Below are 26,986 nucleotides of genomic sequence, written 5' to 3' on the forward strand. Positions count from 1 at the left end.
CTAGGCGGTCCACTCCTGTGAAATCTCCGTCTTGCGGTCGCGGAGCATCAGATCCCGCACCGCCTCCGCCGCCGGCTTGTTTTCCATCAGAATCGCGTAAACCTCATCAATAATCGGCGTCGAAACGCCGTACTTTTCCCCGAGCTGCTTCCCCGCTTTCGCGGAATAGACACCCTCGACGATCTGCTGTACCTCGCGCATCGCCTCCTGCGGCGTTCTGCCCTGCCCGATGAGGATGCCGGCCCTGCGGTTGCGCGAGTGCATGGAGGCGCAGGTCACGATCAGATCGCCGATGCCCGTGAGCCCCGCAAAGGTTTCCGGGTGTCCGCCCATTGCCGTGCCAAGCCTTGTGATCTCCGCAATGCCGCGGGTGATGAGCGCCGCCTTGGTGTTGTCCCCGTAGCTCAGACCGTCGGCAATCCCCGCTCCCAGCGCCACCACATTCTTGAGAGCCGCGCCGATCTCCATCCCCAGAACATCCGGCGAGGCGTAGACGCGGAACACCTCATTCATGAAAATATCCTGTATATATTTTGCTGTTTTTTCGTCCGCCGCACCGGCGACAATCGCCGTGGGAATCCCTCTTCCGACCTCCTCGGCGTGCGTCGGCCCGCACAGAACCGCAACGTTCGCCTGCGGGATCTCCTGCCCGATAATGGCGGACAGAGTCATCAGGCTGTCCTCCTCGATGCCCTTGGCCACAGAGACAATCAGCTGACCGTACTTGCAGAACTCCGCCATGCGCTTCGCCGTCGCCCGCGTAAAGGGGGACGGCACGGCGAGAACCAGCATATCCTTGTCCGACATGACGGGGCGGAGCTCCTCCGAGGCCTGCACTGTGTGCGGCAGCAGCGTCCCCGGAAGCTTTACTTTCTGCTCGTGGTCCCGGTTTATCATTTCGCACTCCGCCGGATCGATCGACCACACGGACACGCGGTGCCCGTTGCCCGCCAGCCGGTATGCGAGAGCCGTTCCCCAGCTTCCCGCGCCAATTATTCCGATATCAGCCATTATTTTCCTTTCTTACCGCGTTCGCTTTTCAGCTTTTCCAGATCCTCTTCGGAAAGGGCCGCATGATTCCGCCGGCCCAGATAGGTCTTCCGCTCGCTGCCGTTCCGGAGCCGTTTGAGATTGCCCCTGTGCTGAAACCAGCACAGTCCGGTGATCAGCGCGCCGAGAAGATACATCTCAAGCCGTGTGCCGACAGATGCCGCGCCATAGCCGCCGCACTGTCCCATCACAATCAGCTGGATATAAAACACCGTCACCATGCAGAGCGACCCCAGCGACACAAAGTGGGTGGAGAGCCACGGAATCATAAAGCTGAGAAAGCCCACCGGAATATAGGACCAGTGGAAGCCGCAGAGAAAGCCCGCCGTGACGGCGACGCCCTTGCCTCCGTGAAACTTCATATAAAACGGATAATTGTGCCCGATGATGCAGCCGATCGCCGCCCACATCTTAAGCAGATAGATCTGATCCGGATAGCGCTCTCCAAAGATCAGCGCCGTGATCCACAGTGCCAGAACCGTCTTGAGCATATCCCCGGCGAGGACAATGATGCCGGAGCGGGTTCCCAGCGTCCGGAGCATATTGGTCGTCCCGGCATTGCCGCTCCCATAGTTCCGGATATCGATCCCCAGGAGCCGCCCGTACAGATAGGCCGTCTGAAACAGACCGAACAAGTATCCTATAAGAAGACAGTACAATCTGACCATAACGATCCTTTCCGCGCTCAGTCTCTTCCCGCGCCGTTTTCGCCGCGTTCGCGGACAATGATCTTTAACGGCGTGCCCTTGAAGCCAAAAGTCGCCCGGAGCTGATTCTCCAGATAACGCTGGTACGAAAAATGGAACAGCTCCTTGTCATTGCAGAACATGACAAACGTCGGCGGCTTGACGCCGACCTGCGTCGCATAATAAATCTTGAGCATCCGCCCCTTGTCCGACGGAGGCTGCTGCATCACAACCGCCTCGGTGATGATCTCGTTGAGCACGCCCGTCTGAATACGCAGGTTCTGATTCGCCGAGACCGTGTCGATGAGATCATAGAGCCTGCCGAGGCGCTGCCCCGTCTCGGCGGAGATGAACAGGATCTCCGCATAGCTCAGAAACGAGAGCGTTCTGCGTATTTTTTCCGTGAATTCCCCGACGGTGTGATTGTCCTTTTCGATCAGATCCCACTTGTTGACCGCGATGATGACCGCCTTGCCCCTGTCATGCGCAATGCCGGCAATCTTTGCGTCCTGCTCGCTGACGCCCTCTTTCGCGTCAATGACAAGAACCGTGATATCCGCCCGCTCCACGGCGCCCACCGTGCGGACGATCATATAGCGCTCCAGCTCCTCCCTGATTTTGTTCTTTCTCCTAAGTCCCGCCGTGTCAATGAAGATATACTCCTGCCCACCGTGCATCACCGCCGTGTCGATGGCATCCCTTGTCGTCCCGGCAATGTCCGAGACGATCACGCGGTTCTCGCCGATCAGACGGTTGATGATCGAGGATTTGCCGACATTCGGCTTGCCGACGATTGCAATGCGGACGCGCGTATCCTCTTCCTCCGTCTCTTTCGGCTCGGGGAAGTGCTTCACCACCTCGTCAAGCAGATCGCCGATGCCGAGACGGTTCGCCGAGGAAACCGGGAAAGGATCGCCGATGCCGAGATTGTAAAATTCGTAGACATCCGGCGTCATCACATCGAAGCGATCCACCTTGTTCACGACCAGAATGACCGGCTTGTGCGCGCGGCGCAGCATATCCGCCACCTTGCCGTCCGCGTCCATCATACCGGTTTTCACATCCGTCATGAACAGAATCACATCCGCCATATCAATCGCAAGCTGCGCCTGTTCTCTCATCTGGGACAGAATGACGTCCTTGGAATCCGGCTCGATGCCCCCGGTGTCGATCAGTGTGAACTCATGATTCAGCCACGCACAGTCCGCATAGATCCGGTCCCGCGTCACGCCGGGCGTATCCTTGACAATCGCAATATTTTCCCCTGCCAGCGCATTAAACAGGGTGGACTTGCCCACGTTCGGCCGGCCGACGACGGCGACGATGGGTCTGGATTTCTTTTTGCTCATAAAAACCTCATACTGTCACAAAACGTTCTGCCTCCCGCAGATATAAAACAGGTTCATTCTATCGAAAAAAAACAGATTCTTCAAGCTCTGCGCTCCGGGTTTTCCCCTTGCCCGCGCCGCGTTTTGCACGTATAATGGGGAGCGGCCCCATGGGCGGGCCCCTCCGCAAATATTCTTAATTACGAGGTCAGACATGTCCGACAAACCGCTTCACGAGCAACTTGAAAGATTACTTCCGGCCGCGCCTCTTGGCCTGATTGTTCTTCCCTCCGCGGCGGAGCTCGGACGCTCCGTCGATCACTGGATCTGCGATTTCCGCAGGGCGGATCACAGCATCACCAAAAAGGATCCCGCTTTTCGCGATTATGTACGGGAGAGCTATCAGATCAGCGCTCCCACGCCCCGCTTCGGCTCCGGCGAAGCCAAGGCCGTTCTGCCCGAGTCTGTCCGCGGCAAGGATATCATGATCCTCGCGGATGTCTGCAATTACTCTCTCACCTACCGGATGCGCGGCTTTACCAACCGCATGTCGCCGGACGATCATTTTCAGGATCTCAAGCGCGTCATTGCCGCGATCAACGGGAAAGCACATCGCATTTCCGTCATTATGCCTTTCCTCTACGAGGGACGCCAGCACAAGAGGAGCGGCCGAGAGTCTCTCGACGGCGCCATGATGCTGAAAGAGCTCGTCGATATGGGAATCACCAACTTCATCACCTTTGACGCACACGATCCCCGGATCCAGAGCGTGGCGCCGCTCACCAATTTCGACAATTTCCTGCCCCCCTATCAGTTCCTGCGCACGCTTCTTTCCAGCGAAAAGGATCTCATCATCGACAAGGATCACATCACCGTCATCAGCCCCGACGAGGGGGCCATGGAGCGGGCGATCTACTTCGCCTCCGTCATCGGGGCGGACACCGGCATGTTTTACAAGCGCCGTGATTACTCTCTCATCGTAAACGGGAAAAATCCGATCGTCGCCCACGAGTTTCTCGGCTCCGACATCACGGGGCGCGACGTCATCGTGATCGACGACATGATTTCCTCCGGCGGCTCGATGCTCGATACGGCGAGACAGCTCAAGGAGCGCGGCGCTCGGCGCGTCTTCATCTGCTGCACGTTCGGCCTCTTCACCGATGGTCTCGCGCGCTTTGACGAAGCATATGAAAACCGCTGGTTCGACAGAGTCATCTGCACCAACTTAAGCTACCTCAACCCCGCTCTCGCCTCCCGCCGCTGGTTCTCCGCTGCGGATATGAGCAAATACCTTGCGACGATCATCGACTATTTCAACCACGATGCCTCGATCAGCAATGTCACCACGCCCACGGACAAGATCCACGAGATTCTCGACGCCTACAACAGCAACCGGAGCCTTGTCGACGAAATATAAGGCCTCTCGGTCGAACCGGAGGCGGCTGCAGCCGCGGCGGCGCTCCGCATGGATCACAGCATCATACTCCTCTGTACGGAAAGGCATTGCGGATCCAGCGGATCCCGCTGTCGTCGATTGCGATCACATCATAGCGGCAGGACTCGCTCTCCGGCAGTCCGTGTACTGCCCGGTACACATCCGACGCCCTGCTGATTCTTTTCTGCTTCGTGCCATTCACGGCGTCCTCGCCGCAGCCGAAGCGATCTGATCCGCGGTATTTCACCTCCGCAAATACCAGCGTTCCATCGGCCTCCCGGGCAATCAGGTCGATCTCGCCCTGTCCGGTCCGGAAGCTGTGCTCCAGAATCGCCAGTCCTCTTCCCTGCAAATACTGCGCCGCGCGTTCCTCCTGTCCGGTTCCGAGCGCGCGGAGATTCCTGCCCCAAGGGCCTTTCCCCGCATAGGCCGAATCCGGAGCCGTAAAGCTGCGGATGAACGACCGGCGGTGTATGGGACAGGGGCCGTATTTTTTCAGCGCTTCGATGTGCCGCGCAGAGCCGTAGCCCTTATTCTCCGCAAAGCCGTATTCCGGAAATTCGAGATCGTACTCCTGCATAATACGGTCCCTTGCCACCTTTGCCAGAATACTCGCAGCCGCGACCGAAAGACAGAGCGCGTCTCCTTTCACCACCGGGACCTGCGGCAGATAGACGCCGGGAATCCGCACCGCATCGTTCACAAGCACCTCCGGCTGCGGATCAAGACGGGAAAGCGCGCTGCGCATGGCCTCATAGCTCGCCTGCAGGATATTGATTTCGTCGATGCGCCCCGGATCGGCAAAGCCGACGGCCCACGACACTGCTTCCCGGGTGATCACGTCATAGAGCTCCTCCCGCTTCCCCGCGGACAGCTTCTTGGAATCATTCAGATAGAGCAGCTCATGATCCGGGGGGAGAATCACCGCGCCGGCCGCCACAGGCCCCGCCAGAGGTCCTCGCCCCGCCTCGTCGATGCCGCAGAGAAAGCCCGTGGTAAGATAGCCCGACGCCGCGCGGAGCTCAAAGGCCCGCATGTCCGCCACTCTTTTTCTCTCCCGCTCCGCCTCCGCAAGGCGTTTTCCGGCGCGCGCCGCAAGCGCCCGCACTCCGTTCCGTCCGTCTTCGCCGTACTGTTCAATGAGAAGCGGCAGCTCATTCTCCGATGCCGCCTGAAACCGTTCCCGGATTTCCCGAATCGTCTCCATCTATATGCTCCCGTCCTCCAGAGAAATGCGTCCCAGACGGCCGCTCCGGAAATCGTCGATAATCAGCGCGGCCGCCCGTGCAAGATCGGGCTCCTGCCCCTTTTTCCAGAGATTCCTCACCATAGCCACCGCCCTCAGATGCGCCGTCTGATCCTCCCCCTCAATCACGGGAAAACGGACGTTTTCTCCGGCATACCGTCTTTCCATGATTCCCGGATATTTCGCCGTAAGGTAGCGGATCAGGCGCGACGCCAGCCCGCCGATGTCCAGAATATCGTCCGAAATCGAGCCGATGAGCGCGAGGCGCACGCCGATATCCGGATCCTCAAAGCGGGGCCAGAGTATCCCGGGCGTGTCGAGGAGCTGCATGGTTCCGCCCAGACTGATCCACTGCTTGCCCTTCGTGACCCCGGGCCGGTTTCCGACCTTGGCAGAGCCTCTCCCCGCAAGCGTGTTGATGAGCGTGGATTTTCCCACATTCGGTATTCCCACCGCCATGGCGCGAAGCGGACGGTTCAGGATGCCCCGCTTCCTGTCCCTTTCGATTTTCGCCCGGCAGGCCTCCTCCATTGCGCGCCTTACGCCCCCCGTATCCTTTCGGGTACGCGCATCCATGATCAGCACCAACTGCCCCGTTTCACGGAGCGCAGAGGCATAGCGCTCGGTGCGGACCGGATCCGCCAGATCCGCCTTATTCAGAACAAGGATGCGCGGCTTGCTGCCGCACAATGCCGCTATATCGGGATTGCGGCTTCCCGCCGGAACACGGGCGTCCGCCAGCTCGATCAGCAGATCCACCAGAGCGAGCTGCTCCTGCATCATGCGCCTTGCCTTGGTCATATGCCCCGGATACCAGTTCAAATTCTGCATAATAATCCTCATGCTTATCGGATCCGGCCCATGCCAGAATCCCCCTCCGGAAGAGACAGCCACGCCCTCCCCAGAATCGAACTCTCCGTCACCGCGCCGATTCCCGCCGAACGGCTGTCCTCGCTGTTGTTGCGGTTGTCGCCGAGCACAAAATATTCCCCGTCCTGCAGATGAATCGCCTCCGCAGCAATGCCGGCGTCTTCCATTTTATCATATTTCCCCGAAGAGACGTCCGGAACACCCCCTACCATCAGCTCGCCGTCGATGATCTGAATGACGTCTCCCGGCTCGCCCACGACCCGCTTGACATAAGGATGCGCTCCGGTGTTTCCCCCGGGATAAAAGGCGATGACATCGCCGCGGTGAATGCCGGTGAGGCGATGCATCACCCTGTCGATCAGAACGTTCTGCTCATTCACAAGCTGAGGCTCCATGGACTGTCCGATGACCAATATGCGAAATCCGAAGCAGATCACAAAAACGACCCCCAGCAGGACCGCCACGGCCGTATAGACGATCCAAAGCAGGATCTCCCGGAAAATTCCCGAATTCAGTCTGCGTTTTCTTTCATAAAAGCTGAGCCCCTGATTCTTTCTCCGCATCGTCTCTCCTCTCTGCTTCTCCCTCCGGACAACACAAAACCGCCGCACCTTACATTACGATAAAGTGCGGCGGTTTTCAATCTTCTTGGTAAAGAACGGCCGGTGCTGTCGCGAAGCAGACGGATTACCGCAGCTCCTTGACTTTCGCTTTCTTGCCGCTCAGCTCGCGGAGATAATTCAGCTTCGCTCTTCTGACCTTACCCCGGCGAATCACATCGATCTGCTCGACGTTCGGGCTGTGAAGAAACCATGTCTTCTCAACGCCGACACCACTGGAGGACTTGCGAACCGTGAACGTGGTTCTGGCTCCCGCGCCCTGAATCTTCAGAACAGTTCCCTCGAACATCTGCACTCTCTCGCGGTTTCCCTCCTTGATGCGGTTATGCACGCGGACGGTATCGCCCGTGTTGAACTGGGGAACCTCCTGCTTGAGCTGCGCCTGTTCGATCTCTCTGATAATGTCTGACATATGCTTCACCTTTCCTTTATGGATGTTCGTACTCCGTGTGAGTACACCGCCGCAGACCGGCGCGTGCGCAGTTCCCGTGAACCGCCGGACAGTGGAACATCTCCCTGCCTTGAACACAACATTGTAAGATTAACACGAATGCTCCCGCTCCGCAAGCTGATATTTCTCATAGAGATCAGGCCGGCGCTGCTTCGTCCTCTCGAGAGACTGCGCAAGCCGCCACGCATCCACTTTGGCGTGATCTCCGCTCAGAAGAATCTCCGGAACCCGGCGCCCCCGCCACTCCTCGGGCCGCGAATACTGGGGATATTCCAGAAGACCATTCTGAAAGGAGTCCGTCTCTGCCGAGCTCCCGTTATTCAAGACGCCGGGAACCAGCCTTGCAACGGCGTCGACGAGAATCATGGCCGGAAGCTCCCCGCCGGTCAGAACATAATCGCCGATTGAAATTTCGTCCGTTACGATCTCCTCCAGCACCCGCTCGTCGATGCCCTCGTAATGACCGCACAGAAGAATCAGCTCCTCCTCGCGGGAAAGCTCCTCAGCCGTCTCCTGCGTGAATACCCGCCCTGCGGGCGTGAGATAGACCACGCGCGCTTTCTGCGGAAGCCTCTCCTGAATCGAGCGCCAGCAGTCGTAGACCGGCTGGGCCTGCATCAGCATGCCCGCGCCGCCACCGTAGGTATAATCATCCACCCGACCATGACGGTTCTCCGTGTAGCTGCGGATATCGACCGCCTCGCAGGAGATCAGCCCCCGATCCATGGCCCGCGCCAGAATACTGGTATTCAGTCCGTTCATGACCATATCGGGGAACAGCGTCATGATATGAAAATTCATAGCCCACTCCCCATCCTTACAAATCGGTCAGCCCCGGCATGAGAAAGACCCGGATATAGCCCTTTTCCGGGCAGACCTCCCGCACGCAGTCCGGAATCACGGGGAGAAGAAGCTCTTTTCCCTCTGGCCTCTGCACCACATAGACCTTGTTGGCGCCGGTTTCCAGCACATCTGTCAGCGTGCCGATCGCCTCATCCGCTTCGCCGATCACGGAGAGTCCGATCAGATCCGGGATGAAATGTTCGCCCTCCGCAAGCGGGACGGCGTCTTTCCGGTCAATTTCCAGATCAAAGCTGCGGAGACGCTCCACATCCTCGATCCGGTCAAATTCCTCAAAGCCGAGCACCACAAACTGGCCGACAAATTTCACGGAGCGGATGGTGAGGATCTGCTCCTGCTTTCTGCCGACCAGATATACGGTCTTCAGCTTCCGGAAGCGCTGCGGATCGTCCGTCGTCGGGAAAACCCGAACCTCGCCTTTCAATCCGTGCATTCCGGCAATAATTCCTACGCGAAACCGTTCTGTCATATGCCGCTCAGTCGATGTCCACATCCACTCTGGTGTTGTCTCTGGTGGACGCGGCCTTGACCACGGAACGGATCGCCCGCGCGATTCGCCCCTGCCTGCCGATCACCTTGCCCATATCGGAGGGGGCGACATGAAGCTGAACCTTGACATTTTTTCCGTCTCTGGTTTCTGTGACGACGACTTCATCGGGATGATCCACCAGAGATTTTGCGATCACTTCCACTAATTCTTTCAATTTCGACCTCATAGCTGCCGCTGTGCGCACGCCTCCGTATTCGCCCGGCGGGGGCGCGCAGTGCAGATCTCTTCCTCTGACGGAAGCAAACGGACGGGATTTACTTATTGACGCCGGCCTGTCTGAACAGCTTCGCGACAACGGTCGTCGGCTGCGCGCCCTTCGACAGCCATTCCTTTGCCAGCTCCGCATCCACTTTCAGGTCATGCGGCTGCACATTCGGGTTGAAGGTGCCGATCTGCGCGATAATGCTGCCGTTTCTGGGAGTTCTCGAATCCGCCACGACAATTCTGTACATGGGGACCTTCTTCTCACCGATTCTTGCCAGTCTGATTTTAACCATCGTTCTTTCCTCCGCTTGAAAACTGTTTTTTTATTTTGAAAAAGGCTTCCGGTCTGTCCGGATCCTTTATTCACGATTGTTCCGCGCTCTCTGCACCGGCAGAGAATACGCCCCCGGGAATGCGCCCGTGATTCAGAACGGGAAGCCTCCCCGCCGGCCGAAGCCCTGTCCGCCAAGCATACCGCCGAACGGGCTGCCGCGGCGTTTTTTTCCTGTCAGCCCACCCATCTGCTTCATCATCTTCTGCATCTGCTCAAACTGCTTGATGAAACGGTTGACCTCCGCGATATCATTGCCCGAACCCTTTGCAATCCGGAACTTGCGCCGGGGTGTCAGAAGCTTCGGATTCGCTCTCTCCTCCGGCGTCATGGACAGCACGATCGCCTCGATGCGCTTCATCTTCTTTTCATCCACCGCGTTCTCCAGATCCTCCTGCCGCACGCCGAGCCCCGGCATCATGCCGAGAATGCTTGTCAGTCCGCCCATCCTGCGCATCTGGCTCATGCTGTCGAGATAGTCGTTGAAATCGAATTTTCCCTTTTTGACGCGTCCCGCCATCTCGCGGGTACGAGTCTCGTCCGACGCATCCAGATTGGCCTGCGCCTTTTCGATGAGGGACAGAACATCGCCCATGCCGAGAATGCGTCCCGCCATGCGGTCGGGATAAAACTGCTCGAGATCTGAGAGCTTCTCTCCCATACCGACATATAGAATCGGGCGTCCCGTCACCGCCTTAACGGAGAGGGCCGCGCCGCCGCGCGTATCGCCGTCCATCTTGGTGAGAATGACGCCGTCCACGCCGATGCGCTCGTCAAAGGTCTTCGCCACGTTCACGGCTTCCTGCCCCGTCATGGCGTCCACCGTGAGAATGGTCTGGTGCACCGTGACGGCGGACTTGATCTCCCGGAGCTCCTCCATCATGGCGTCATCGATCTGAAGACGCCCGGCCGTGTCGAGAATAACCACATTCCGGCGGTTCTTCACCGCATGCTCGACCGCCGCCCTTGCAATATCGGCGGGCCGGTGATTCTCTCCCATGGAGAAAACCTCAACCCCCGCCTTTTCTCCATTTACCTGAAGCTGGCGGATCGCTGCCGGGCGGTAGATATCAAGCGCCGTCAGCATGGGATTTTTTCCCTTGGTTTTGACCTTTGCCGCGATCTTGGCCGCGGTAGTCGTCTTGCCGGCGCCCTGCAGGCCGACCATCATAATCACGGTGACCGCCTGACCGGGCTGAAAAGAAATCTCGGTCGTCTCAGAGCCCATGAGCTTTGTCAGCTCCTCATTGACGATCTTTACGACCATCTGTGCCGGGTTCAGACCGCTCATGACATCCGCACCGACGGCGCGCTCCTCCGCCGACGCGATAAACTGCTTGACGACGCGGAAATTGACATCTGCCTCGAGCAGCGCCATCTTCACCTCTTTCAGCGCCGTCCGGACATCCGCCTCTGTGAGACGTCCCTTGCCCCGAAGCTTCGCAAACGCTGCGGTAAGTTTATCGGTAAGGCTCTCAAATGCCATCCGTAAGTTCCTCTCTGATCCTCTGAATCGACGTCAGATACATCTGCCGCGCCGCATCCGGCGCCGCTCCGTCCTGTGCTGCCGCGCGTTCCGCCTCCCCGCACAGGGCCTCGATCTTCTGAAAGCGCCGTATCATATGCAGGCGCTCCTCATAGCTCTCGAGAATCGCAGTCGTCCGCCGCAGCAGATCGTGAACCGCCTGCTTGCTCACCTGCTCCGCCTCGGCAATCTCCGAGAGCGAAAAATCATTATAAACGGCAAGCTCGTATATCTTCTGCTGATGCGCGGTGAGGAGCGAGCCGTAGAAATCATACAGAAGCCCCTGTGCTACGATTTTCTCAGTTTCATCCGCCATGGCAGCCGCATCCTTTGGAAATGAAAAACAGGCATCCTGCCGATGCCTGTTACATCATACGTTCCCGCAAAAGCTCTGTCAAGTATTTTTTCTTGACCCGCATGGAATCCAGCGAATCGGCGAATCAACGGAACCGGAGAATTACCGGTCCGGTTCGGACACCCACAGATCGAGGTTCACTCTGCCGTCGATCCCGTCCACCTCGCCCCGGTCCGAATACTGCCAGTAACGGAAGCGATACGGAAAATACAGCTCTCCTCCGCGGTCGGAAACCCACTTGGGCTCCTCTGACAGCGCGGCGAGATCCAGCTTCATCGTATAGGCCGTAATACCCGCGAAAACCACGGTGTCATAACCGGCGTCCCGCACCGCTCCCGCAAATGTCCGGACACAAGCCGTAAGCTGCGCTCTGCCGAGCGGAAAGCTGCGATCCTCCTCCCCCGGCATGGGGACGACGACGGCAACGGGCCCCGTGATCTCATCACCGGCCGCGGCAAGCTGCCTTTTTACCCATTCCGCATCCTCCACGGCTTCCTCCTCCGAAACTACCGTCAGGCGATAGTAGGCCCCGGTTTCCAGACCGGCCCTGGCCGCACCCGACACATTTTTATCAAAACGCGCGTCTTTCCGGATGTTTCCGTCCGCGTCTCGGCCTCCGAGGCTCACAAAGGCAAAATCCATGCCGTCGTCATAGACCGCCTCCCAGTCGATCTCTCCGCTGTTCTCCGAGACATCGATCCCCTGCCGCGTCCGGACAGAGCTGTCCGAACCGATATAGCGCATTCTTCCGGCGGCGTCCTGCTCAAAATCCGCTTCTGTGAAAGAGCTGATGGGTACATTGCTCTGGATGGAATAAAAATAATAGCGGTCGCCGTTCCTCACCACAAGATCATCCGGGAAGAGCTTCCGGAGCATTGTGAGCGTGTTCTCGCCGGATTCCAGCGAGGACTGTATTCTCTGGAGCATCGCATTCCGCTCCGTAAGCCTTGCGTCCCGCTCCGCCTCCGCGACCTCCCCGTCAACCTCCTCCTGCGTATAGAGCTTGTCCTTTTCCCCCTGCACCGCCTCGATGCGGGCCTCCAGACGCCGCAGCTCCTCGCCGGTGCCGCGCAGACGGAACACGAGAAAGACCGCCGCCGCGAGCACAGCCAGCGTAAGTCCGCAGAGGAAAAGGATATTGATGAGATATGCTGTCCGGATCCGGTTCGGATTTGTCGTTTTTTCCTGTCTGCTCACTCTGCCTCCTCATCTTTTCCTGCCGCATCAAAGCTGCGTCTGAATGATATTCGGCCGATAGCCCTTTTGTTCCAGCGCCGCCGTGATTTTTTCCTTATGCTCCGGCCCGAACGCCTCCAGCGTAATGCGGAGCTCCACGGCCGCTGTCCGGTTGATGGATACGAACTGATTGTGCTCCAGACGGATCACGTTTCCGCCCTCTCCCGCAATCACGCCGGACACCCGCGACAGCTCGCCCGGCTTATCGGGAAGCTGGACGGACACCGTGAAGATGCGGCTCCGGAGCACCAGTCCGTGCTGCACGACCGAGGACATGGTGATCACGTCCATATTGCCGCCGGAGAGCACAGAAACAACCTTTTTCCCGGCGCAGTCCACATGCTTGAGCGCAGCCACGCTCAGCAGTCCGGAATTCTCCACAACCATCTTGTGATTCTCCACTATATCAAGGAACGCCGTGACAAGCTCCTCATCCGGAACCGTGATCACAGTGTCAAGGTTTTCCCTGAGATAAGGAAAGATCACAGAGCCGGGCGTCTTGACCGCCGTGCCGTCCGCGATCGTACTGACGGAGGGGAGCGTCGTCACCCTGCCCTCGCGAAAGGATGCCGAAAGACACGCCGCTCCCTCCGGCTCGACGCCGATTACCCGGATCTTGGGATTCAGAAGCTTTGCCAGCGTGGAGACGCCGGCGGCAAGTCCGCCGCCGCCGACCGGCACCAGTATGATGTCGACGAGAGGCAGCTCCTTGATGATCTCCATGCCGAGGGTTCCCTGCCCGGTCGCCACCACCGGATCATCAAAGGGATGGATAAAGGTATAGCCCTTTTCTTCCGCGAGCTGCAGCGCCTGCCCGCAGGCCTCGTCGTATACATCGCCGAAAAGAATCACCTCCGCGCCGAGCGCCTTGGTCCGGTTGACCTTGATCAGCGGGGTCGTTCTCGGCATGACAATGACGGCCTTTGCGCCGTAGGCGCGGGCGGCATACGCTACCCCCTGCGCGTGATTGCCGGCCGAAGCCGTAATGATGCCGCGGGCGCGCTCCTCCTGCGACATGACGGAGATCCTGTAATACGCGCCTCTGATTTTATATGCGCCCGTTCTCTGCATGTTTTCGGGCTTCAGATAAACCTTTCCCCCCGTCTGCTCGCTGAAATAATCCGAATACAGAAGATCGGTGTTCAGCGTCACGCGGTTCACCGCCTCGCAGGCCTCTTCAAACGCTTCCAGTGTCAATGGCTCTCTGCTCATATCTGTTTTCTCCCCGCCTGAGATATCCGTCTTTCCGGTTCCCGTCATCAGGCCTGCGCCGCCGTTTCCATCCCTGCGTCGAACAGGGCGTCGACAAATTCATCCGGCCGGAATTTCTGCAGGTCGTCCATTTTCTCCCCGATACCGATGAATTTTACCGGTATGCCGAGCTCCGACTGCACCGCGATCGCAATTCCTCCTTTTGAGGTTCCGTCCATCTTGGTCAGAATAATGCCCGTGAGATCGGTGACATCGTTGAATTCCCGGGCCTGCGCCAGCGCATTCTGGCCGGTCGTCCCGTCAAGAACAACCAGATTTTCCCGCTTGGCGCCGGGGAACTCTCGGGATATGATGCGGTCCATCTTGCGCAGCTCCTCCATCAGATTTTTCTTATTGTGGAGCCGTCCCGCCGTATCGCACAGGAGAATGTCCGCCCGCCTTGCTTTCGCCGCCTGCACCGCATCGAACAGGACGCTGCCCGGGTCCGAGCCCTCCGGAGCGCTGATCATATCCACTCCCGCCCGGGAAGCCCACTCCGCAAGCTGCTCGCCCGCCGCCGCGCGGAATGTATCCGCCGCCGCGATGAGAACCTTTTTCCCCTGTCCGCGGTAAATGCCCGCCAGCTTGCCGACCGAGGTCGTCTTGCCGACGCCGTTCACTCCGATGACAAGGACGACAGACGGTCCCTCCTCGAAATCATAGGCTCCCTCGGCCACTCGCATCTGCTCGCGGATATTTCCGATCAGCAGCTCCCGGCACGCCTCGGGCTCATGAATGCGGCGCTCGCGCACCTGCTCCCGCAGTTCCGAGAGAATGCGGTCCGTCGCGCCGATCCCGATGTCCGCCATGATCATCGTCTCCTCGAGATCCTCATAAAAGTCGTCGTCGATCTTCGCATAGCCGGTGAACACCCGGTCCAGACTGCCCGCGATATTCTGCCGGGTCTTGGACAGCCCCTCTTTCAGTCTGGCGAAAAAGCCGTGCTTTTTCTCTCTCTCTTCTTCCATCTGACATCACCATGCCGAAGCACTTTGTGCGAGGCACGCGCCGTAAAAGCACCCTGCGCCGGCGCGCAGGCTGCCGAGCCGCTCTGCGGCTCATGCCATCCCTCCACCTGACAGCATTTTTCGCTTGCTGAAAGGTCCGCGCAGGCGGTTTTACGGCTGCGATCAGAGGCTATTTGGGCTTCGGCACAAATAGCCGTGCGAAAAATCAGCGCATCAGCGTGATTTTTCACACTACATCACCTTTTAATTTGTAAGATCCTTGTCGATCAGATTGACGCTGACCAGTGCGGAGACGCCTTTCTCCTGCATGGTAATTCCATAGAGCCGGTCCGCGCGGTCCATCGTTCCCCTGCGATGCGTAATGACAATGAACTGCGTTCCCTTTGTCAGCTTGTGCAGATAGTCTGCAAAGCGTCCCACATTGCTCTCGTCGAGCGCCGCCTCGATTTCGTCGAGCAGGCAGAACGGCGACGGCTTGAGGTTCTGTATCGCAAAGAGCAGGGAAATCGCCGTCAGGGACTTTTCCCCGCCGGACATCTGCATCATATTGACCAGCTTTTTCCCTGGGGGCTGCGCAATCACGCGCACGCCGGCCTCCAGAATGTCCGTGTCCTCCACGAGCTCCAGCGATCCGTGCCCGCCTCCGAAGAGCTCGCGGAACACAATGTCAAACTGATGATTGATCTTTGCAAACTGTTCACGGAACTGCTTCCGCATGGAATCGTCCAGCTCCGCAATGATCTGCCGAAGCGTCTCCGCAGCCCGGATAAGATCGTCATGCTGCGTCTTGAGAAACGTATAGCGCTCGGAGGTTTCCCTAAATTCCTCGATTGCCCCCACATTGACATTCCCCAGCTCACGGATCTGCTGCCGTATCGCCGCGATTTCCTTTCTCATCGGGGAGAGCTCCGTCAGCGTCTCGTCGCGGAGCGCCTCCGCATCCGACGGGGTGATCTGGTATTCATCCCAGAGATAATTGATCTGGGAATCGACAGCCTCCTGCAGACGCTCTCTCTGCGTATTCAGCCGGTAGCATTCTTTCTCAAGCGCTGTGATCCGGTCGCTGAAAAGACTTCTCCGGTCAAAGAAATCTTTCTGCCGTCCCGAGAGCTCGCCGCGCCGCGCCGTGCTGTCGGCGAGAAGCTGCTGCGCCGCCGTCTCCGCGGCATGGGAGGCCGCGATCGTGTCCCGGATATCGGCGATATCCTTTTCCCTGCGGGATATCTCCTCCCCGCTCGCCGAAAGGTGCTCCCTCACCTCCCGGAGATCATCGCCGTAACGCCGCGCCTCCTCGTCCAGGCGGTCCAGATTCTGCTGCTGAAAATCCGCCGTCTGCCGGATCCGGCTGATTTCGAGATCCCGCTCCGCCACATTGCCGCCGAGCGTCTCCTCCTCAGAGCGAAGACCGTCTCTTTCTTTCTGAATTTCCGTGATGCGGAGGTTGGTTTCCTCCTCGAAGCGCAGAGCCTCTTCCAGACGCTCATCCAGAACCGCCCGCTCCGACTTCAGCTCCTCTGCCTGTTCCCGGATGCTCCGGTCCTCCTCTTTCATCTGATCGACGCTGCCGGCCGTTTCCTCTCTCCGGTCCTTTTCCCGGATCACGGCAAGCCGGGCCGTATTCTGCTCGATCTGTCCGGCCGAGAGCGCCGCCGCTGTGCGGGCAAGCTCCTCTCGCAGCGTATTCCGCCGCTCCTTGAGTGCGAGGATCGCATTCTGCGCCTCCTGTGCTGTCCGCCGTCCCTCCGCAATCTTCTTTTCCAGCTCGGCGATCTCGCGCCGTCTGGACAGGAGAGAGGAATTGTTGCGAAATGAGCCGCCGCTGATCGAGCCGCCGATATTGAACTGATCGCCCCGCAAAGAAACGACGCGGTAGCTGTGCCGGTATTTGCGCGAAACCGCCGACGCATGGTCGTAGCTGTCAGCCACCACAATGCGCCCCAGAAGACTCTTTGCCACGACGCGGTAGCGTTCCTCACAATGGATCAGGGAATCGGCAAGCCCAATCACCCCCGGCTCGCGCAGCACCTCCGTCTGCCGAAATTCCGGCGCGTGTCCGATCTCCGTGAGCGGCAGGAATGTCACGCGCCCCGCTTTCTCGCGATTCAGAAAGTCGATCATGCGGCGGACGGTGCTCTCATCCTCCGTGACCACGTTCTGAATGCTGCCCCCCAGAGCCACCTCGATGGCCGTCTCGTACTTCTCATCCGTTTTGAGAAGATCCGCCACTACGCCGAGAAGCCCTCTCTCGCGGCTTTTATTCTCCATCACGCGGCGAACGCTCTGCCCGAAGCCGTCGTAGCGCTCCGTCATATTCTTAAGCGTCTCGAGCTTCGCCTCATTCTGATGAAAGCCGATCTGCGCACTTCGGAAGCTCTCATCCAACGCCGCAAGGCGCGCTTTCATCCCGCCGAGCTCCTCGTCGATCGAGCTCCGACGTCTGCCGAGCTCCGCCACCGCGGCGCTGATCTCCTCAAAGTGCTTCTCCGCCTCGGCAATCACCTCATCCTGACGGCTCTCGTCTGTCCGGGCGCTCACAAGTCTTCCGGTCAGCTCGGCGCGGCGCACGGCAAGCTGCTCCTCCTGCGTCGTGATGCTCGAGAGCCGGGACCGGATGTTCGAGCGCTCTTCCATGGATTCGAGGATGCGGCTCTTGCTCTCCTCTGTCTCCGTCTCCGCCGCGGCGATCCGTTCCTCGACAAGCTGCAGACGGCTCCTTACCTCTTCACGGGCCGCCTCAAGACGGGCGATCTGCTCTCCGGTAATGTTTTTCCCTCCGAGAATCGCCTCCCGCTCTGCCCTGATACGCTTAAGATCCTCCTCGAGCTGCTCCCCGCGGCTTCGGAACTGCTCGAGATTCCTGCGGGCGGAACGGATCTGCTCCTCGTAGACATTGATATTTCCCTGAAGCTGTTCCCGGATAATCCCGGCGTGCGCGACCTCATCGCGCTTTTCTCCGATGGTGCGCTCCAGCTCCTCCAGCTCCGTCTGCACGGCATCATATTCCGCCGCGATCTGCGCAAGCTCCTCCTGCGCTTTCTCGAGGTCTCCCGAGGCGATGCCGAGCGCCTTTTCATTCTCCCCGAAGCGTCTCCGGAAATCGCTGTTTTCCAGCAGAAACACATTGATGTCCAGCTGCTTCTGACGCTCTCTCGCTTTCAGATAGACCCTTGCCTTTTCCGCCTGCCTCTCGAGCGGTCCGATCTGATGCTCTATCTCCGAGAGAATATCATTCACGCGCACGAGGTTCGACTGCTCGCTCTCGAGCTTTTTCTGTGTGAGCTCCTTGCGGCGCTTGAACTTGACAATGCCGGCCGCCTCGTCAAAAAGCTCGCGGCGGTCCTCCGGCTTATCCGAGAGGATACGCTCGATCTGCCCCTGCCCGATGATGGAATAACCCTCTTTTCCTATACCGGTGTCATAGAACAGCTCGGCGATGTCCTTTAAGCGGCACACCGTCCCGTTGATCAGGTATTCGCTCTCACCCGAGCGATACAGCCGTCTTGCGACCGTCACCTCAGCGTAATCAATATCGAGGCTCCGGTCCGCATTGTCGAGCGTGATCGCCACATAGGCATAGCCCATGGGCCGGCGAGCCTCCGTGCCGGAAAAAATAACGTCCTGCATGTTGGCGCCGCGAAGCTGCTTGACTCTCTGTTCCCCGAGCACCCAGCGGACCGCATCCGCCACGTTGCTCTTTCCCGAGCCGTTCGGCCCCACGATCGCCGTGATCCCGTTATGAAACTGAAAGTTGATCTTATTGGCAAATGATTTGAATCCATGGATTTCGATTGATTTCAGATACATTGATTTGTTTTCTTATCCGTCTTTTCTGCTATCCTTTTGAGCGCAGCGGCGGCCGCTCTCTGCTCCGCCTCTTTCTTGGACCGGCCCTCGCCCTGCGCGAGCTCCCGGTCTCCGACAAAGGCAGCCACGCGGAACGTCATCCGATGATTCGGCCCGCTCTCCTCCTGCAGCTCATAGCGCACGTCTCCGCCGTTTTTCTGCACATATTCCTGCAGCGCCGATTTGCTGTCCCGGAACATCACCTCTCCCTCCGGATCAGAGAGAATATACTTCATGATATATTTCTGCGGCTCCTCGACGCCTCCGGAATCAAGGTACATGGCCCCAATGGTCGCCTCCAGAATGTCGGAGAGGATGGAGTCGTTCTGCCTGCCTCCGTTCCGCTCCTCGCCCCGTCCGAGTCGAATGTATTCCTCAAGCTGAAGTTCCCGCGCGCAGTGCGCAAGCGCCGGCTCGCATACCAGAGAGGAGCGGAGCTTTGTCATCTCGCCCTCCCTCTTGTCAGGATAGCGCCGGTAAAGAAAAGCGCTGGAAACCATCTCCAGCACGGCGTCTCCCAGAAATTCGAGTCGCTCATAGCTCTCGAGAGTGTGAATCTTCTGTTCATTGGTAAAGGAAGTGTGCGTCAGCGCACACTCCAGCAGATAGTGGTTCCGGAAATGGTAGCCCATACGCTCTTCCAGACGCCTGATCGACGGATATTCCACAGCAACAGCCTTCTTCCCCTGCTTCAGTCCGCAGCTTCGGCACGGATCAGATCCAGAACATCCTGAACCGTCTTTACTCCCGCAACCTTTTCATCCTCAATCTGGCGATCAAACGCATCCTCAATCTCCAGCTTGATCTGATAGAGATCGAGAGAATCCGCCCCGAGATCCTCTGTGAAACGGCTCTCTGCCGTGACCTCCTCCGGATCCAGATTCAGAACGTCCGCGATGATTCCTCTGAGCTTATTGAATTCCATATTGTCCTTTCCGCCCGCAGTTCTCCTGCCGGCCTGCCGCAGACAGCGGCTTCTGTACACCCTTAATGTACGCCTTCTTCCGTCAGTTTACCGCCGTCCGGTCGACGAGCTTCATTCTGGTTCGGAACTGATCGTTGACCTTCTTTTCTTTCCATTCCGCGCACTGCTCGATCGCATGCTGAATTTCAATCGCTCCGGCGTTGCCGTGCGCCTTGACCACAAGACCGTTCAGGCCGAGCATCGGCGCCCCGCCGTAGGTGGAAGCCGAGAACTTCTTCATAGTCTTCTTAATCGCCGGTTTGATGAGAAGCCCGCCGAGCTTTGCGCGAGTGCCGGAAAGCAGTGCCTTTTTGATCTCGCCCAGCAGCATCGCCGCCGTCCCCTCATAGGTCTTGAGTATCATATTGCCCGTAAACGCGTCGCACACGACCACGTCCGCCGCGCCCGACGGAATATCTCTTGCCTCAACGCTTCCGATAAAGTTGATGCCGTCAAGCGCCCGCAGGAGCGGCATGGTCTCCTTGACGAGGGCATTTCCCTTTTCCTCCTCCGCGCCGATATTCGCGAGCGCCACACGGGGATTCCTGATTCCCACGACGCTCTCCATGTAAATCGAGCCCATCTGCGCGAACTGAACAAGCTGCGACGCCCTTGCATCCACATTGGCTCCGCAGTCAATAAGAAGAAACGGCCCTCCCGCAGAGGGAAGAACCGGAGCAAAGGGAGGCCGTTCAATCCCCTTAATCCGGCCCACCAGTACCTGACCGCCGACCAGCGCCGCACCAGAGCTTCCGGCTGTCACGAACGCATCGCACTCCCCGCTCTTTACAAGCTTCATTCCCTTTACAATCGAAGAATCCTTTTTTGTTGAAATGGCCCGCACCGGAGGCTCCGCCATCTCAATCACCTCCGACGCATGGAGAATATACAGACGATCCTCCGGATAGCTGCAGTCTTTCAGGGCCGCCCGGATCTCCTCCTCGCGCCCCACAAGAGTCACCTGCAGCTGCTCGCGGGAGGCCAGCGCCTGCAGCGCGCCGCGAACCACCGCTTCGGGAGCGTTGTCCCCTCCCATGGCATCCACCGCCACCTTGACATAATCCATATATTTGTCCCCTGTCCTGCCGCATCCTCTGCGGCCAAGGCCTCCTGATACACGCTTTCCCTGCGCTTTGCCGCCGAAAGAAAACAACCCGACAGCCTTTTTAACTATATCCGAGACGGGTGCAATTTTCAAGTTCCGCCCTGTGACACGCCTCCTGCAATCCCGATCGGCGAATTGACAGCAAAAAACCGGCAGAGCTTACTCTGCCGGCCTTTATATCACATATTATACTTTCCGGTGCTGTTATCGGCATCAGTCCTCAACGCTGACAACAACCTTTTTATTGTACGTGCCGCACTTCTTGCAGGCTCTGTGGGGCATCATAAGCTCGCCGCACTTGCTGCACTTCACAAGAGTCGGAGCGTTCATTTTCCAGTTCGCTCTTCTCTGATCTCTGTGGCCTTTGGACGATTTATTCTTAGGGCAGATGGACATTTTTACACCTCCTTAGCTGTTCCCTCATAAACGGGTTTTATTGCTGTTCCCAATCGGGAAAGCCTCGGTCATAGGGTCATATTACCACACAACGTAAGTAATTATATCGACGGCATATCTCTTTGTCAACGGCGTTCTTTACGTTTTTCCGCCTGCTTTCAAAAAATTACTCAAAAAATATAACCCGCTCTCCGATCTCCTCCGCCGCCTTGACTTCCGGCTCTTTGACAATCCCGCCAAAGGGCATCTGTGCAAGGAGCTTCCAGTGATCAGGGATATCAAAACAGCTTTCGGACCGCCTCGTCTATCACGGGATGGTGATTCATATAAGATCGGCAAAGGCCTCCGCCAGCTCTTCCCTTGTATTCATGACGATCGGGCCATACCATGCAACCGGCTCGTCCAGCCTCCTCGAGCTGTACAGATGGATGTCATAAAAATCCAGCGGTAAATAACCGCCCTGCCAGCCCTCTTCATCCTGAAAGCTGCCGGAGACAAGGCGGAGCAGACCGCCCTCCAAAGGAATTTTCCTGATCTCATCCGCAGAAATTTGGATCCGTATTGTCAAAAGCGTCCAGCATCTGCAAGCGTGCTTTCCGCTTATTTTCCTGCCTGTCCTGTGATACTCTTAAAAAGCACGGAAGTTCTTTAAAAAGAATAGCCCCTCTGCCGCGGCAGCCGCCGCAGGGATATCCGGCAGAGCAATATCAAGCGAAGAGATACCAGACAGGGAATTATCAGACGGAGAAACTATCATGACAGTATGCGGAATCATCATGGAATGCTCGCCGCTTCATCGCGGCCATGTCCATCTTCTGGCCGAGGCCCGGAAACGGACCAGAGCGGATTATATCGTTGTCGCCCTCGGCGGCGACTTTATGCAGCGGGGCATCCCTGCCGTGATCGACCGACATGTCAGAACGCGTGCCCTGCTGGAATCCGGAGCCGATCTGGTGCTGGAGCTCCCTGTGTATTATGCCTGCGCCGCCGCCGGATATTTTGCCCGCGGCGCGGTCGCTCTCCTCTCCGCCGCCGGCGTCGTCACAGACCTCGCTTTCGGCTCAGAGAGCGGAGATGAGGCCGCTCTCATCCGGATCGCCGAAATTCTTTCCCGCGAGACGCCGGAATTCCGCGCGGCGGTTAAAAAAGCTCTTACCGGAGGCGCTTCATGGCCCGCCGCAAGGAGCCTCGCACTCGCGCAGGTCTTCGGCATCGAGGCGCCGTTTCTCCCGAACGATCTTCTGGGCGTGGAATATCTCCGGGAGCTGGACGCACAGGGCAGCGCCATCCGTCCCTGCATCATTCCGCGCATTTCCGCCGCCTCCGCCTCCGCGCTCCGGGCCGCCATGGCAGACAATGCCGGGACTCTTCCCACTTCTTTGCAGGAGGAACTCCCGCCCGCCATGTCCCGGGAGCTGCGCCGCGCCGCCGGCCGCTGTGCACCTGTTTTTCCGGATGATTTTTCCGCCGCGCTCGGCTGGCTTCTGCAGTCCCTTGATGGAGACGGACGGAACGCATCCGGCCTCCGGCTTCCGGAATATATGGACGTCTCCGAACCGCTTGCCGCACGCATCTTGTCACTTCGCGGGGAATATCGGGGCTTCACCGATTTCTGCTCACGGCTGAAAACAAAGGATATCACCTATACCCGCATCTCCCGGGCGCTTTTCCACATTCTCCTCGGGATGCAGACCCGTTCCATGGAGCATTACCTGAATGGGGGCGTCATCGGATATCTCCGCGTTCTCGGCTTCCGGCAGGAAGCACAGCCTTTGCTCACGGCCATCGCCTCCCGCTCCCGCGTTCCTCTTATCGGAAAGCTTTCCGATGCGGAGGCGGCGCTCCCTCCCCTCTTTCGTTCCATGCTGAACGAGGAGCTCCGCATTGCCCGCCTCTATCAGGCCGTCTGTGCGCAGAAGTTTGCGGCCTACCCCCACCCGATCCGAAGTGAGCTCGAGCGGCCGATAATTGTGATTCCAGAATCGAAAAATGAGCAGGCAAATCCCGCTCTTCGTCATTCCTGAAGCGGCGTCCCGGTTTCCGCTCCCAGAAGATAGTCGATAAACTGACGCGCCGTGCGTCCGGAATATCCGCCGTGATTCAGCTCCCAGCGCCGCGCCTCGGCCTTAAGCTCCTCCTCAGACAGGCCGATCTCCGGATGCTCCGATGCCAGCACACGGACAATCTCATCATATTCCAACGGCTCCGGCCGGAAATACCCTATGGAAATGCCGAAGCGATCCGCCAGAGAAAGCTTCTCCTGCACCGTGTCAGAGCGGTGCAGCTCATCCTCGCTCCGGTCCGAACGGTCAGACCACGTCTCACGGATCAGATGTCTGCGGTTTGACGTCGCATAAATGAGCACATTGTCAGGCCGCGGCTCCAAGCCCCCCTCGATCACCGCTTTCAGATATTTGTAGTCCGTCTCAAACTCTTCAAAGGACAGGTCGTCCATATAGATGATAAAACGATAGTTCCGGTTCTTGACCTCCGAGATAATTTTTGAAAGAAAGCAGAACTGATGCTTGTATATTTCGATCATCCGGAGCCCCTGATTATAATATCGATTCAATATTGCCTTGACGCTGGTCGATTTTCCAGTTCCTGCGTCACCGTAGAGGAGCACATTGTTTGCCTTTCGTCCCGCAACAAAGGCCTCGGTATTGCGAATCAGCTTTTCTTTCTGCAGCTCATAGCCTACCAGATCCTCCAGCCTGACATCACTGGTCGCCGTGATCGGCAGGAGAAGCTCCGGCTCTTCCTCCGAGACGCGAAAGGCCTTGTTAAGCCCCAGTCTGCCTACGCCAAAGTCCCGGTAAAAACTCGTCACCGCAAGATACATCTCCTCCACGCTATCCGCCTCCTCAATGCGACGGCTGAAATAGCGGACCTTTTCACTCACGCTCCGGTTGAACACCCTCTCTTTTTTCAGCACTGCCCGATAATTCTGAATGACTGAGAAGCAGCGGATGCCCAGCTCCTTTTCCATCTGTGAAAAATCATACGAAAAAAGCTGCTTAAACAGCATCAGATCATTTTCTGCAAAAGCACGCACGGATCCCTCGCCGATCTCCGCCTTTTCGGCAACCAGCGTAAACGGCGTTTCCGTCATCGCCAGAAGAAAGGCCAGATAATTGTGCCAGAGATTATCGTCGAAGCCGTAGCGGGTGGCAATATCCAGAAGACGGTTGATTTGTTCCAGAATTTCCGCCGTCAGCGCCTCTCTTTCATATTCTCCGCCTTGAAAGCGGCGGCAGATATCCGCAAGGCAGAACAGCACGCTGTCCTCCGGAATGGAACGGTAAATTACCAGCTTTGAAGTCAGACGGTACATGGAAGCTTCCCCTCCTCTGTGGATCCCGCGGCCAATGGAAGCAGGGCACGCGCTCTTTCAGAAGTAAGTAGGATTATAGCACTTCTGACGCAGCGTTCAAGACATTCTCCGGCTCTGCCGGTCGCTGTTGACGGCCGGTCGCTGTTCCGGCCAGTCCGCAGAGCCTGCGTTTTGCAAAGTTTATTCCCCTCCGGCAGACGCCGCTTTCCCATCCTCTTCGCACTCTGCTTCTGATTCGCCTTTTGTGAGGCTTTCTTTTTGGCTTTCTTTCAGAGCGTTTTCTGCAGGTACCTTGGTCTCGGAGCCGTTTTTCTGATCAGGACTGTTTTCTTCCGGAGAGGGACTGTCTTCCGCAAGGCCCGGGATTTCCCCGGCAGACAGATCGGCAGATGGACCGGCCGACGGTACAGCCTTTCCCGGATCACTCTCTTCCGAAACGGAGCTGCTGCCCGGTACGGCGCCCGCGGATAAGCCGCTTTCCGCCGCGGCATCTGCTGCCGGGTTCTCCGCCGCAGCAGCTTTCTCCATCCCGCTCTCTTTCGCCGCCGGGGTCGCCCGCGCCGGTATGGCCTCCCGTTCTACGGCGCTTCCCGGCTCCGAACCCCAGAATATCTCAGCCTTGATAATCTGACCGTCAAGACAGCCGCAGGCGGGCGCGTATCCCAGCGGCTCCGAGGTTGAGATCCCGCAGATAATATCGTAGTTCCTCTCAGTATCCATGCCCTGAAAATGCTGAAATAAAGTATGCCGGCAGGTGATGCTCCCCGTCTGCACCGTGCCGTCATCATAGAGCTTTTTCCATTGTCTCCGACAGACGGAATAGGACGGATTGCCGTTCTCATCATGCACAGTGGTGCTGTTCTCGCAGCCGTACAGATACATCGTGTAGTACCGGTAACAGCCTGCGCTGTGCACATGATAATACGGCGACGTAAAGCAGCCGCCCGCCGTCTCGGTATATTCCCTGTCGCCTGTCGGCCTGCCGCTTTCGTCCACATGATAATGACGTGTATAGTGTATCGAAGAGGCCGGAATATCACCGACGGTTATCGTCTGCGGAAGATCATTCACCGCCTTTGAAAACTCTGAAAATGTGACCTCCCGACTGGCATCCTTGCCGAATGTTTTCTGAACATCGACCCCCTTGGTGAGCAGCGCGTTTGCCAGTAATTCCTTTCCGCTACTCACAGATGTAAAAGACCGGTCGATCCTCTCTCCGAGCGCGCCGAGCTGTGTCCGCAGTTCCCCGTAATCGCTCCCGTTCAGCACTGTATAGTCCGCAAAGAGCTGACGGATGCTGTTCTGCACGTTCTCTGAAATCTGCGCCGCCTGCTCTGTTTCTTTTCCCGCCATTTCCCGAAGCAGCTCTGCAAGAGAATCCAGACGCAGTCTCGCAGCCCGGTGATTTTCCTCCTCTGACGCAGAGAGTGCATCCAGCTTTCCTCCCACCGCCTCCTGCGCGTGACTGAGCGTATCGTGCCGCTCCCTTGCCTCCTCTGCAAGCTCCTGAATCCGCGTATTCAGAACCCCCGTGACCGCCTCCCGGTTCTCATCCATCAGATCGGTAAGCTGCCGGTAATCGGTGTCGATCAGCGTATGAAGAGAGCTCTGCGCTTCCCTGAGAAGTCCTGCCATTTCACGATGCCGTTCATCCTCCCGGCTGCCGTATCGCTCAATGAGACGCGAAAAGCTGTCGTCCAGTTCCCCGATCCGCCTGTCCAGAGAGCTGTGATCTTCCATCAGTGCCTCATAGCGTTTTTCCAGCGTTTCTTTCAGCCGTTTTGTTTCTTCCCCGATCTGCTCTGTCTGCGTATTCAGCGTATCGGTATGCGTCGCCTCCGACGTCCTGATCTCTTCAAGAAGCTGCAGAGTGTCGCTCCGGCTCTTCTCGCTTTCCCGCAGAATTTCCTCCATTCTGCTGCGCAGTTCCTCCACGGATTCCCGGAGCTGCTTTCCCTCCTCTGTCCCGGAGATATCCTTCCTCTCCAGCCGCTCCGCATAACCGCTCAGCTTATCCTGAATATCTCCCAGCGTCTGATCAATCGCACGGTAGTGCTCCTGCGAGGCGCTCGCAAAACTGTTCGTCCTTTCAAGAATCGCCGCGTTCTCATTGATGGTTTTGTCCAGCGCATCAAGACTCTCCCGGCTTCCTCCCTGCCGGCTCATGACGCGGGCCGTGAAAAAAATGATAATGGCCAGCATGATGAGCACCGCCGCCATCAGCAGAATATAGGACTTTTTGCCCGCCTCCGCCTCTCCCTCTCCGTCATACGGTTCCCCGTATCTGTAATCCTCCGCCATAGTTCCTCCGTTCTGACCTCTGTGCGTCTGTCTGCGCGAAATGCGCGGAAATGTTAAAAGCAGAAATAAAAGATAT

Annotated in this window: 26 protein-coding genes; 2 read left to right on the plus strand and 24 right to left on the minus strand. The window is 58.0% G+C overall.

What is annotated here, in order from left to right:
* From E0E20_RS09255 to der, 3 genes are read right to left on the minus strand one after another with little or no spacing between them, the layout of a single operon-like run.
* Entirely contained in the window at window positions 1-1,011 is a 1,011-nt protein-coding gene (locus tag E0E20_RS09255; protein WP_130837928.1) for an NAD(P)H-dependent glycerol-3-phosphate dehydrogenase, read from the minus strand.
* The gene (locus E0E20_RS09260) at window positions 1,011-1,718 is read right to left on the minus strand and encodes a glycerol-3-phosphate acyltransferase (RefSeq protein ID WP_130837929.1); all 708 of its coding nucleotides are present in this window, start codon (window positions 1,716-1,718) and stop codon (window positions 1,011-1,013) included. The genes E0E20_RS09255 and E0E20_RS09260 overlap by 1 nt, the downstream gene beginning before the upstream one ends.
* 17 nt (window positions 1,719-1,735) lie before the next feature.
* A complete protein-coding gene (gene der, locus E0E20_RS09265) occupies window positions 1,736-3,085 on the minus strand; it encodes a ribosome biogenesis GTPase Der (protein WP_130837930.1) in 1,350 nt (449 codons plus the stop codon).
* A 193-nt stretch (window positions 3,086-3,278) separates the two neighbouring features.
* Between der and E0E20_RS09270 the strand changes: the two genes are divergently transcribed.
* A complete protein-coding gene (locus E0E20_RS09270) occupies window positions 3,279-4,481 on the plus strand; it encodes a ribose-phosphate pyrophosphokinase (RefSeq protein WP_130837931.1) in 1,203 nt (400 codons plus the stop codon).
* 61 nt (window positions 4,482-4,542) lie between these two features.
* On the opposite strand, the gene E0E20_RS09275 is transcribed toward E0E20_RS09270, so the two are convergent.
* The 19 genes from E0E20_RS09275 to E0E20_RS14035 form a co-directional block, all read right to left on the minus strand.
* Window positions 4,543-5,706 (minus strand): ribonuclease HII, encoded by a 1,164-nt coding sequence (locus E0E20_RS09275; protein ID WP_130837932.1) that lies wholly within the window; start codon window positions 5,704-5,706, stop codon window positions 4,543-4,545.
* The gene (ylqF, locus tag E0E20_RS09280; protein WP_130837933.1) at window positions 5,707-6,576 is read right to left on the minus strand and encodes a ribosome biogenesis GTPase YlqF; all 870 of its coding nucleotides are present in this window, start codon (window positions 6,574-6,576) and stop codon (window positions 5,707-5,709) included.
* 14 nt (window positions 6,577-6,590) lie between these two features.
* Window positions 6,591-7,178: a signal peptidase I gene (gene lepB, locus E0E20_RS09285; RefSeq protein WP_130837934.1), complete on the minus strand. Its 588-nt coding sequence runs from the start codon at window positions 7,176-7,178 to the stop codon at window positions 6,591-6,593.
* A gap of 124 nt (window positions 7,179-7,302) precedes the next feature.
* Window positions 7,303-7,647 (minus strand): 50S ribosomal protein L19, encoded by a 345-nt coding sequence (gene rplS, locus E0E20_RS09290; protein WP_130837935.1) that lies wholly within the window; start codon window positions 7,645-7,647, stop codon window positions 7,303-7,305.
* A 129-nt stretch (window positions 7,648-7,776) separates the two neighbouring features.
* Window positions 7,777-8,487 (minus strand): tRNA (guanosine(37)-N1)-methyltransferase TrmD, encoded by a 711-nt coding sequence (gene trmD / locus E0E20_RS09295; RefSeq protein WP_130837936.1) that lies wholly within the window; start codon window positions 8,485-8,487, stop codon window positions 7,777-7,779.
* Between the two features lie 16 nt (window positions 8,488-8,503).
* The gene (rimM, locus tag E0E20_RS09300; protein WP_130837937.1) at window positions 8,504-9,016 is read right to left on the minus strand and encodes a ribosome maturation factor RimM; all 513 of its coding nucleotides are present in this window, start codon (window positions 9,014-9,016) and stop codon (window positions 8,504-8,506) included.
* A gap of 7 nt (window positions 9,017-9,023) precedes the next feature.
* Entirely contained in the window at window positions 9,024-9,251 is a 228-nt protein-coding gene (locus E0E20_RS09305) for a KH domain-containing protein (RefSeq protein WP_130837938.1), read from the minus strand.
* Between the two features lie 100 nt (window positions 9,252-9,351).
* Window positions 9,352-9,594 (minus strand): 30S ribosomal protein S16, encoded by a 243-nt coding sequence (gene rpsP, locus E0E20_RS09310; protein WP_130837939.1) that lies wholly within the window; start codon window positions 9,592-9,594, stop codon window positions 9,352-9,354.
* Window positions 9,595-9,726: 132 nt separating this feature from the next.
* Entirely contained in the window at window positions 9,727-11,118 is a 1,392-nt protein-coding gene (ffh, locus tag E0E20_RS09315; protein WP_130837940.1) for a signal recognition particle protein, read from the minus strand.
* Complete coding sequence (gene ylxM / locus E0E20_RS09320; protein ID WP_130837941.1) at window positions 11,108-11,473, minus strand: YlxM family DNA-binding protein; 366 nt, start codon at window positions 11,471-11,473, stop codon at window positions 11,108-11,110. Before ylxM ends, ffh begins: the two co-directional genes overlap by 11 nt.
* Before the next feature lie 141 nt (window positions 11,474-11,614).
* Window positions 11,615-12,709 carry a GH25 family lysozyme gene (locus E0E20_RS09325; protein ID WP_165444050.1) on the minus strand — a complete coding sequence of 365 codons (1,095 nt, stop codon included), beginning with the start codon at window positions 12,707-12,709 and terminating at the stop codon, window positions 11,615-11,617.
* A 27-nt stretch (window positions 12,710-12,736) separates the two neighbouring features.
* On the minus strand, window positions 12,737-13,960 hold the full coding sequence (ilvA, locus tag E0E20_RS09330) for a threonine ammonia-lyase (protein ID WP_242622740.1): 1,224 nt from the start codon (window positions 13,958-13,960) through the stop codon (window positions 12,737-12,739).
* Between the two features lie 47 nt (window positions 13,961-14,007).
* Window positions 14,008-14,967, minus strand: a complete 960-nt coding sequence (gene ftsY / locus E0E20_RS09335; protein WP_130837943.1) for a signal recognition particle-docking protein FtsY — start codon at window positions 14,965-14,967, stop codon at window positions 14,008-14,010.
* A gap of 243 nt (window positions 14,968-15,210) precedes the next feature.
* On the minus strand, window positions 15,211-18,771 hold the full coding sequence (smc, locus tag E0E20_RS09340; protein WP_130837944.1) for a chromosome segregation protein SMC: 3,561 nt from the start codon (window positions 18,769-18,771) through the stop codon (window positions 15,211-15,213).
* Entirely contained in the window at window positions 18,762-19,478 is a 717-nt protein-coding gene (gene rnc, locus E0E20_RS09345; protein WP_242622741.1) for a ribonuclease III, read from the minus strand. The genes smc and rnc overlap by 10 nt, the downstream gene beginning before the upstream one ends.
* Window positions 19,479-19,501: 23 nt before the next feature.
* On the minus strand, window positions 19,502-19,735 hold the full coding sequence (acpP, locus tag E0E20_RS09350; protein ID WP_130837945.1) for an acyl carrier protein: 234 nt from the start codon (window positions 19,733-19,735) through the stop codon (window positions 19,502-19,504).
* A gap of 82 nt (window positions 19,736-19,817) precedes the next feature.
* Window positions 19,818-20,840 carry a phosphate acyltransferase PlsX gene (gene plsX / locus E0E20_RS09355; RefSeq protein WP_130837946.1) on the minus strand — a complete coding sequence of 341 codons (1,023 nt, stop codon included), beginning with the start codon at window positions 20,838-20,840 and terminating at the stop codon, window positions 19,818-19,820.
* Between the two features lie 252 nt (window positions 20,841-21,092).
* Window positions 21,093-21,275, minus strand: a complete 183-nt coding sequence (gene rpmF, locus E0E20_RS09360; protein ID WP_130837947.1) for a 50S ribosomal protein L32 — start codon at window positions 21,273-21,275, stop codon at window positions 21,093-21,095.
* A 322-nt stretch (window positions 21,276-21,597) separates the two neighbouring features.
* On the minus strand, window positions 21,598-21,795 hold the full coding sequence (locus tag E0E20_RS14035; RefSeq protein ID WP_242622742.1) for a pirin-like C-terminal cupin domain-containing protein: 198 nt from the start codon (window positions 21,793-21,795) through the stop codon (window positions 21,598-21,600).
* A 235-nt stretch (window positions 21,796-22,030) separates the two neighbouring features.
* On the opposite strand from E0E20_RS14035, the gene E0E20_RS09370 reads away from it, so the two are divergent.
* Window positions 22,031-23,299 (plus strand): tRNA(Met) cytidine acetate ligase, encoded by a 1,269-nt coding sequence (locus E0E20_RS09370; protein ID WP_130837948.1) that lies wholly within the window; start codon window positions 22,031-22,033, stop codon window positions 23,297-23,299.
* On the opposite strand, the gene E0E20_RS09375 is transcribed toward E0E20_RS09370, so the two are convergent.
* Window positions 23,290-24,609: an ATP-binding protein gene (locus E0E20_RS09375; protein WP_130837949.1), complete on the minus strand. Its 1,320-nt coding sequence runs from the start codon at window positions 24,607-24,609 to the stop codon at window positions 23,290-23,292. The two genes, E0E20_RS09370 and E0E20_RS09375, sit on opposite strands and share 10 nt — an antisense overlap.
* A 180-nt stretch (window positions 24,610-24,789) precedes the next feature.
* Window positions 24,790-26,910 (minus strand): hypothetical protein, encoded by a 2,121-nt coding sequence (locus E0E20_RS09380; protein ID WP_130837950.1) that lies wholly within the window; start codon window positions 26,908-26,910, stop codon window positions 24,790-24,792.
* Between the last annotated feature and the right edge of the window lie 76 nt (window positions 26,911-26,986).

Origin of the sequence: Lachnoclostridium sp. Marseille-P6806, assembly GCF_900625025.1 — a bacterium.
Lineage (GTDB): Bacteria > Bacillota > Clostridia > Lachnospirales > Lachnospiraceae > CAG-791.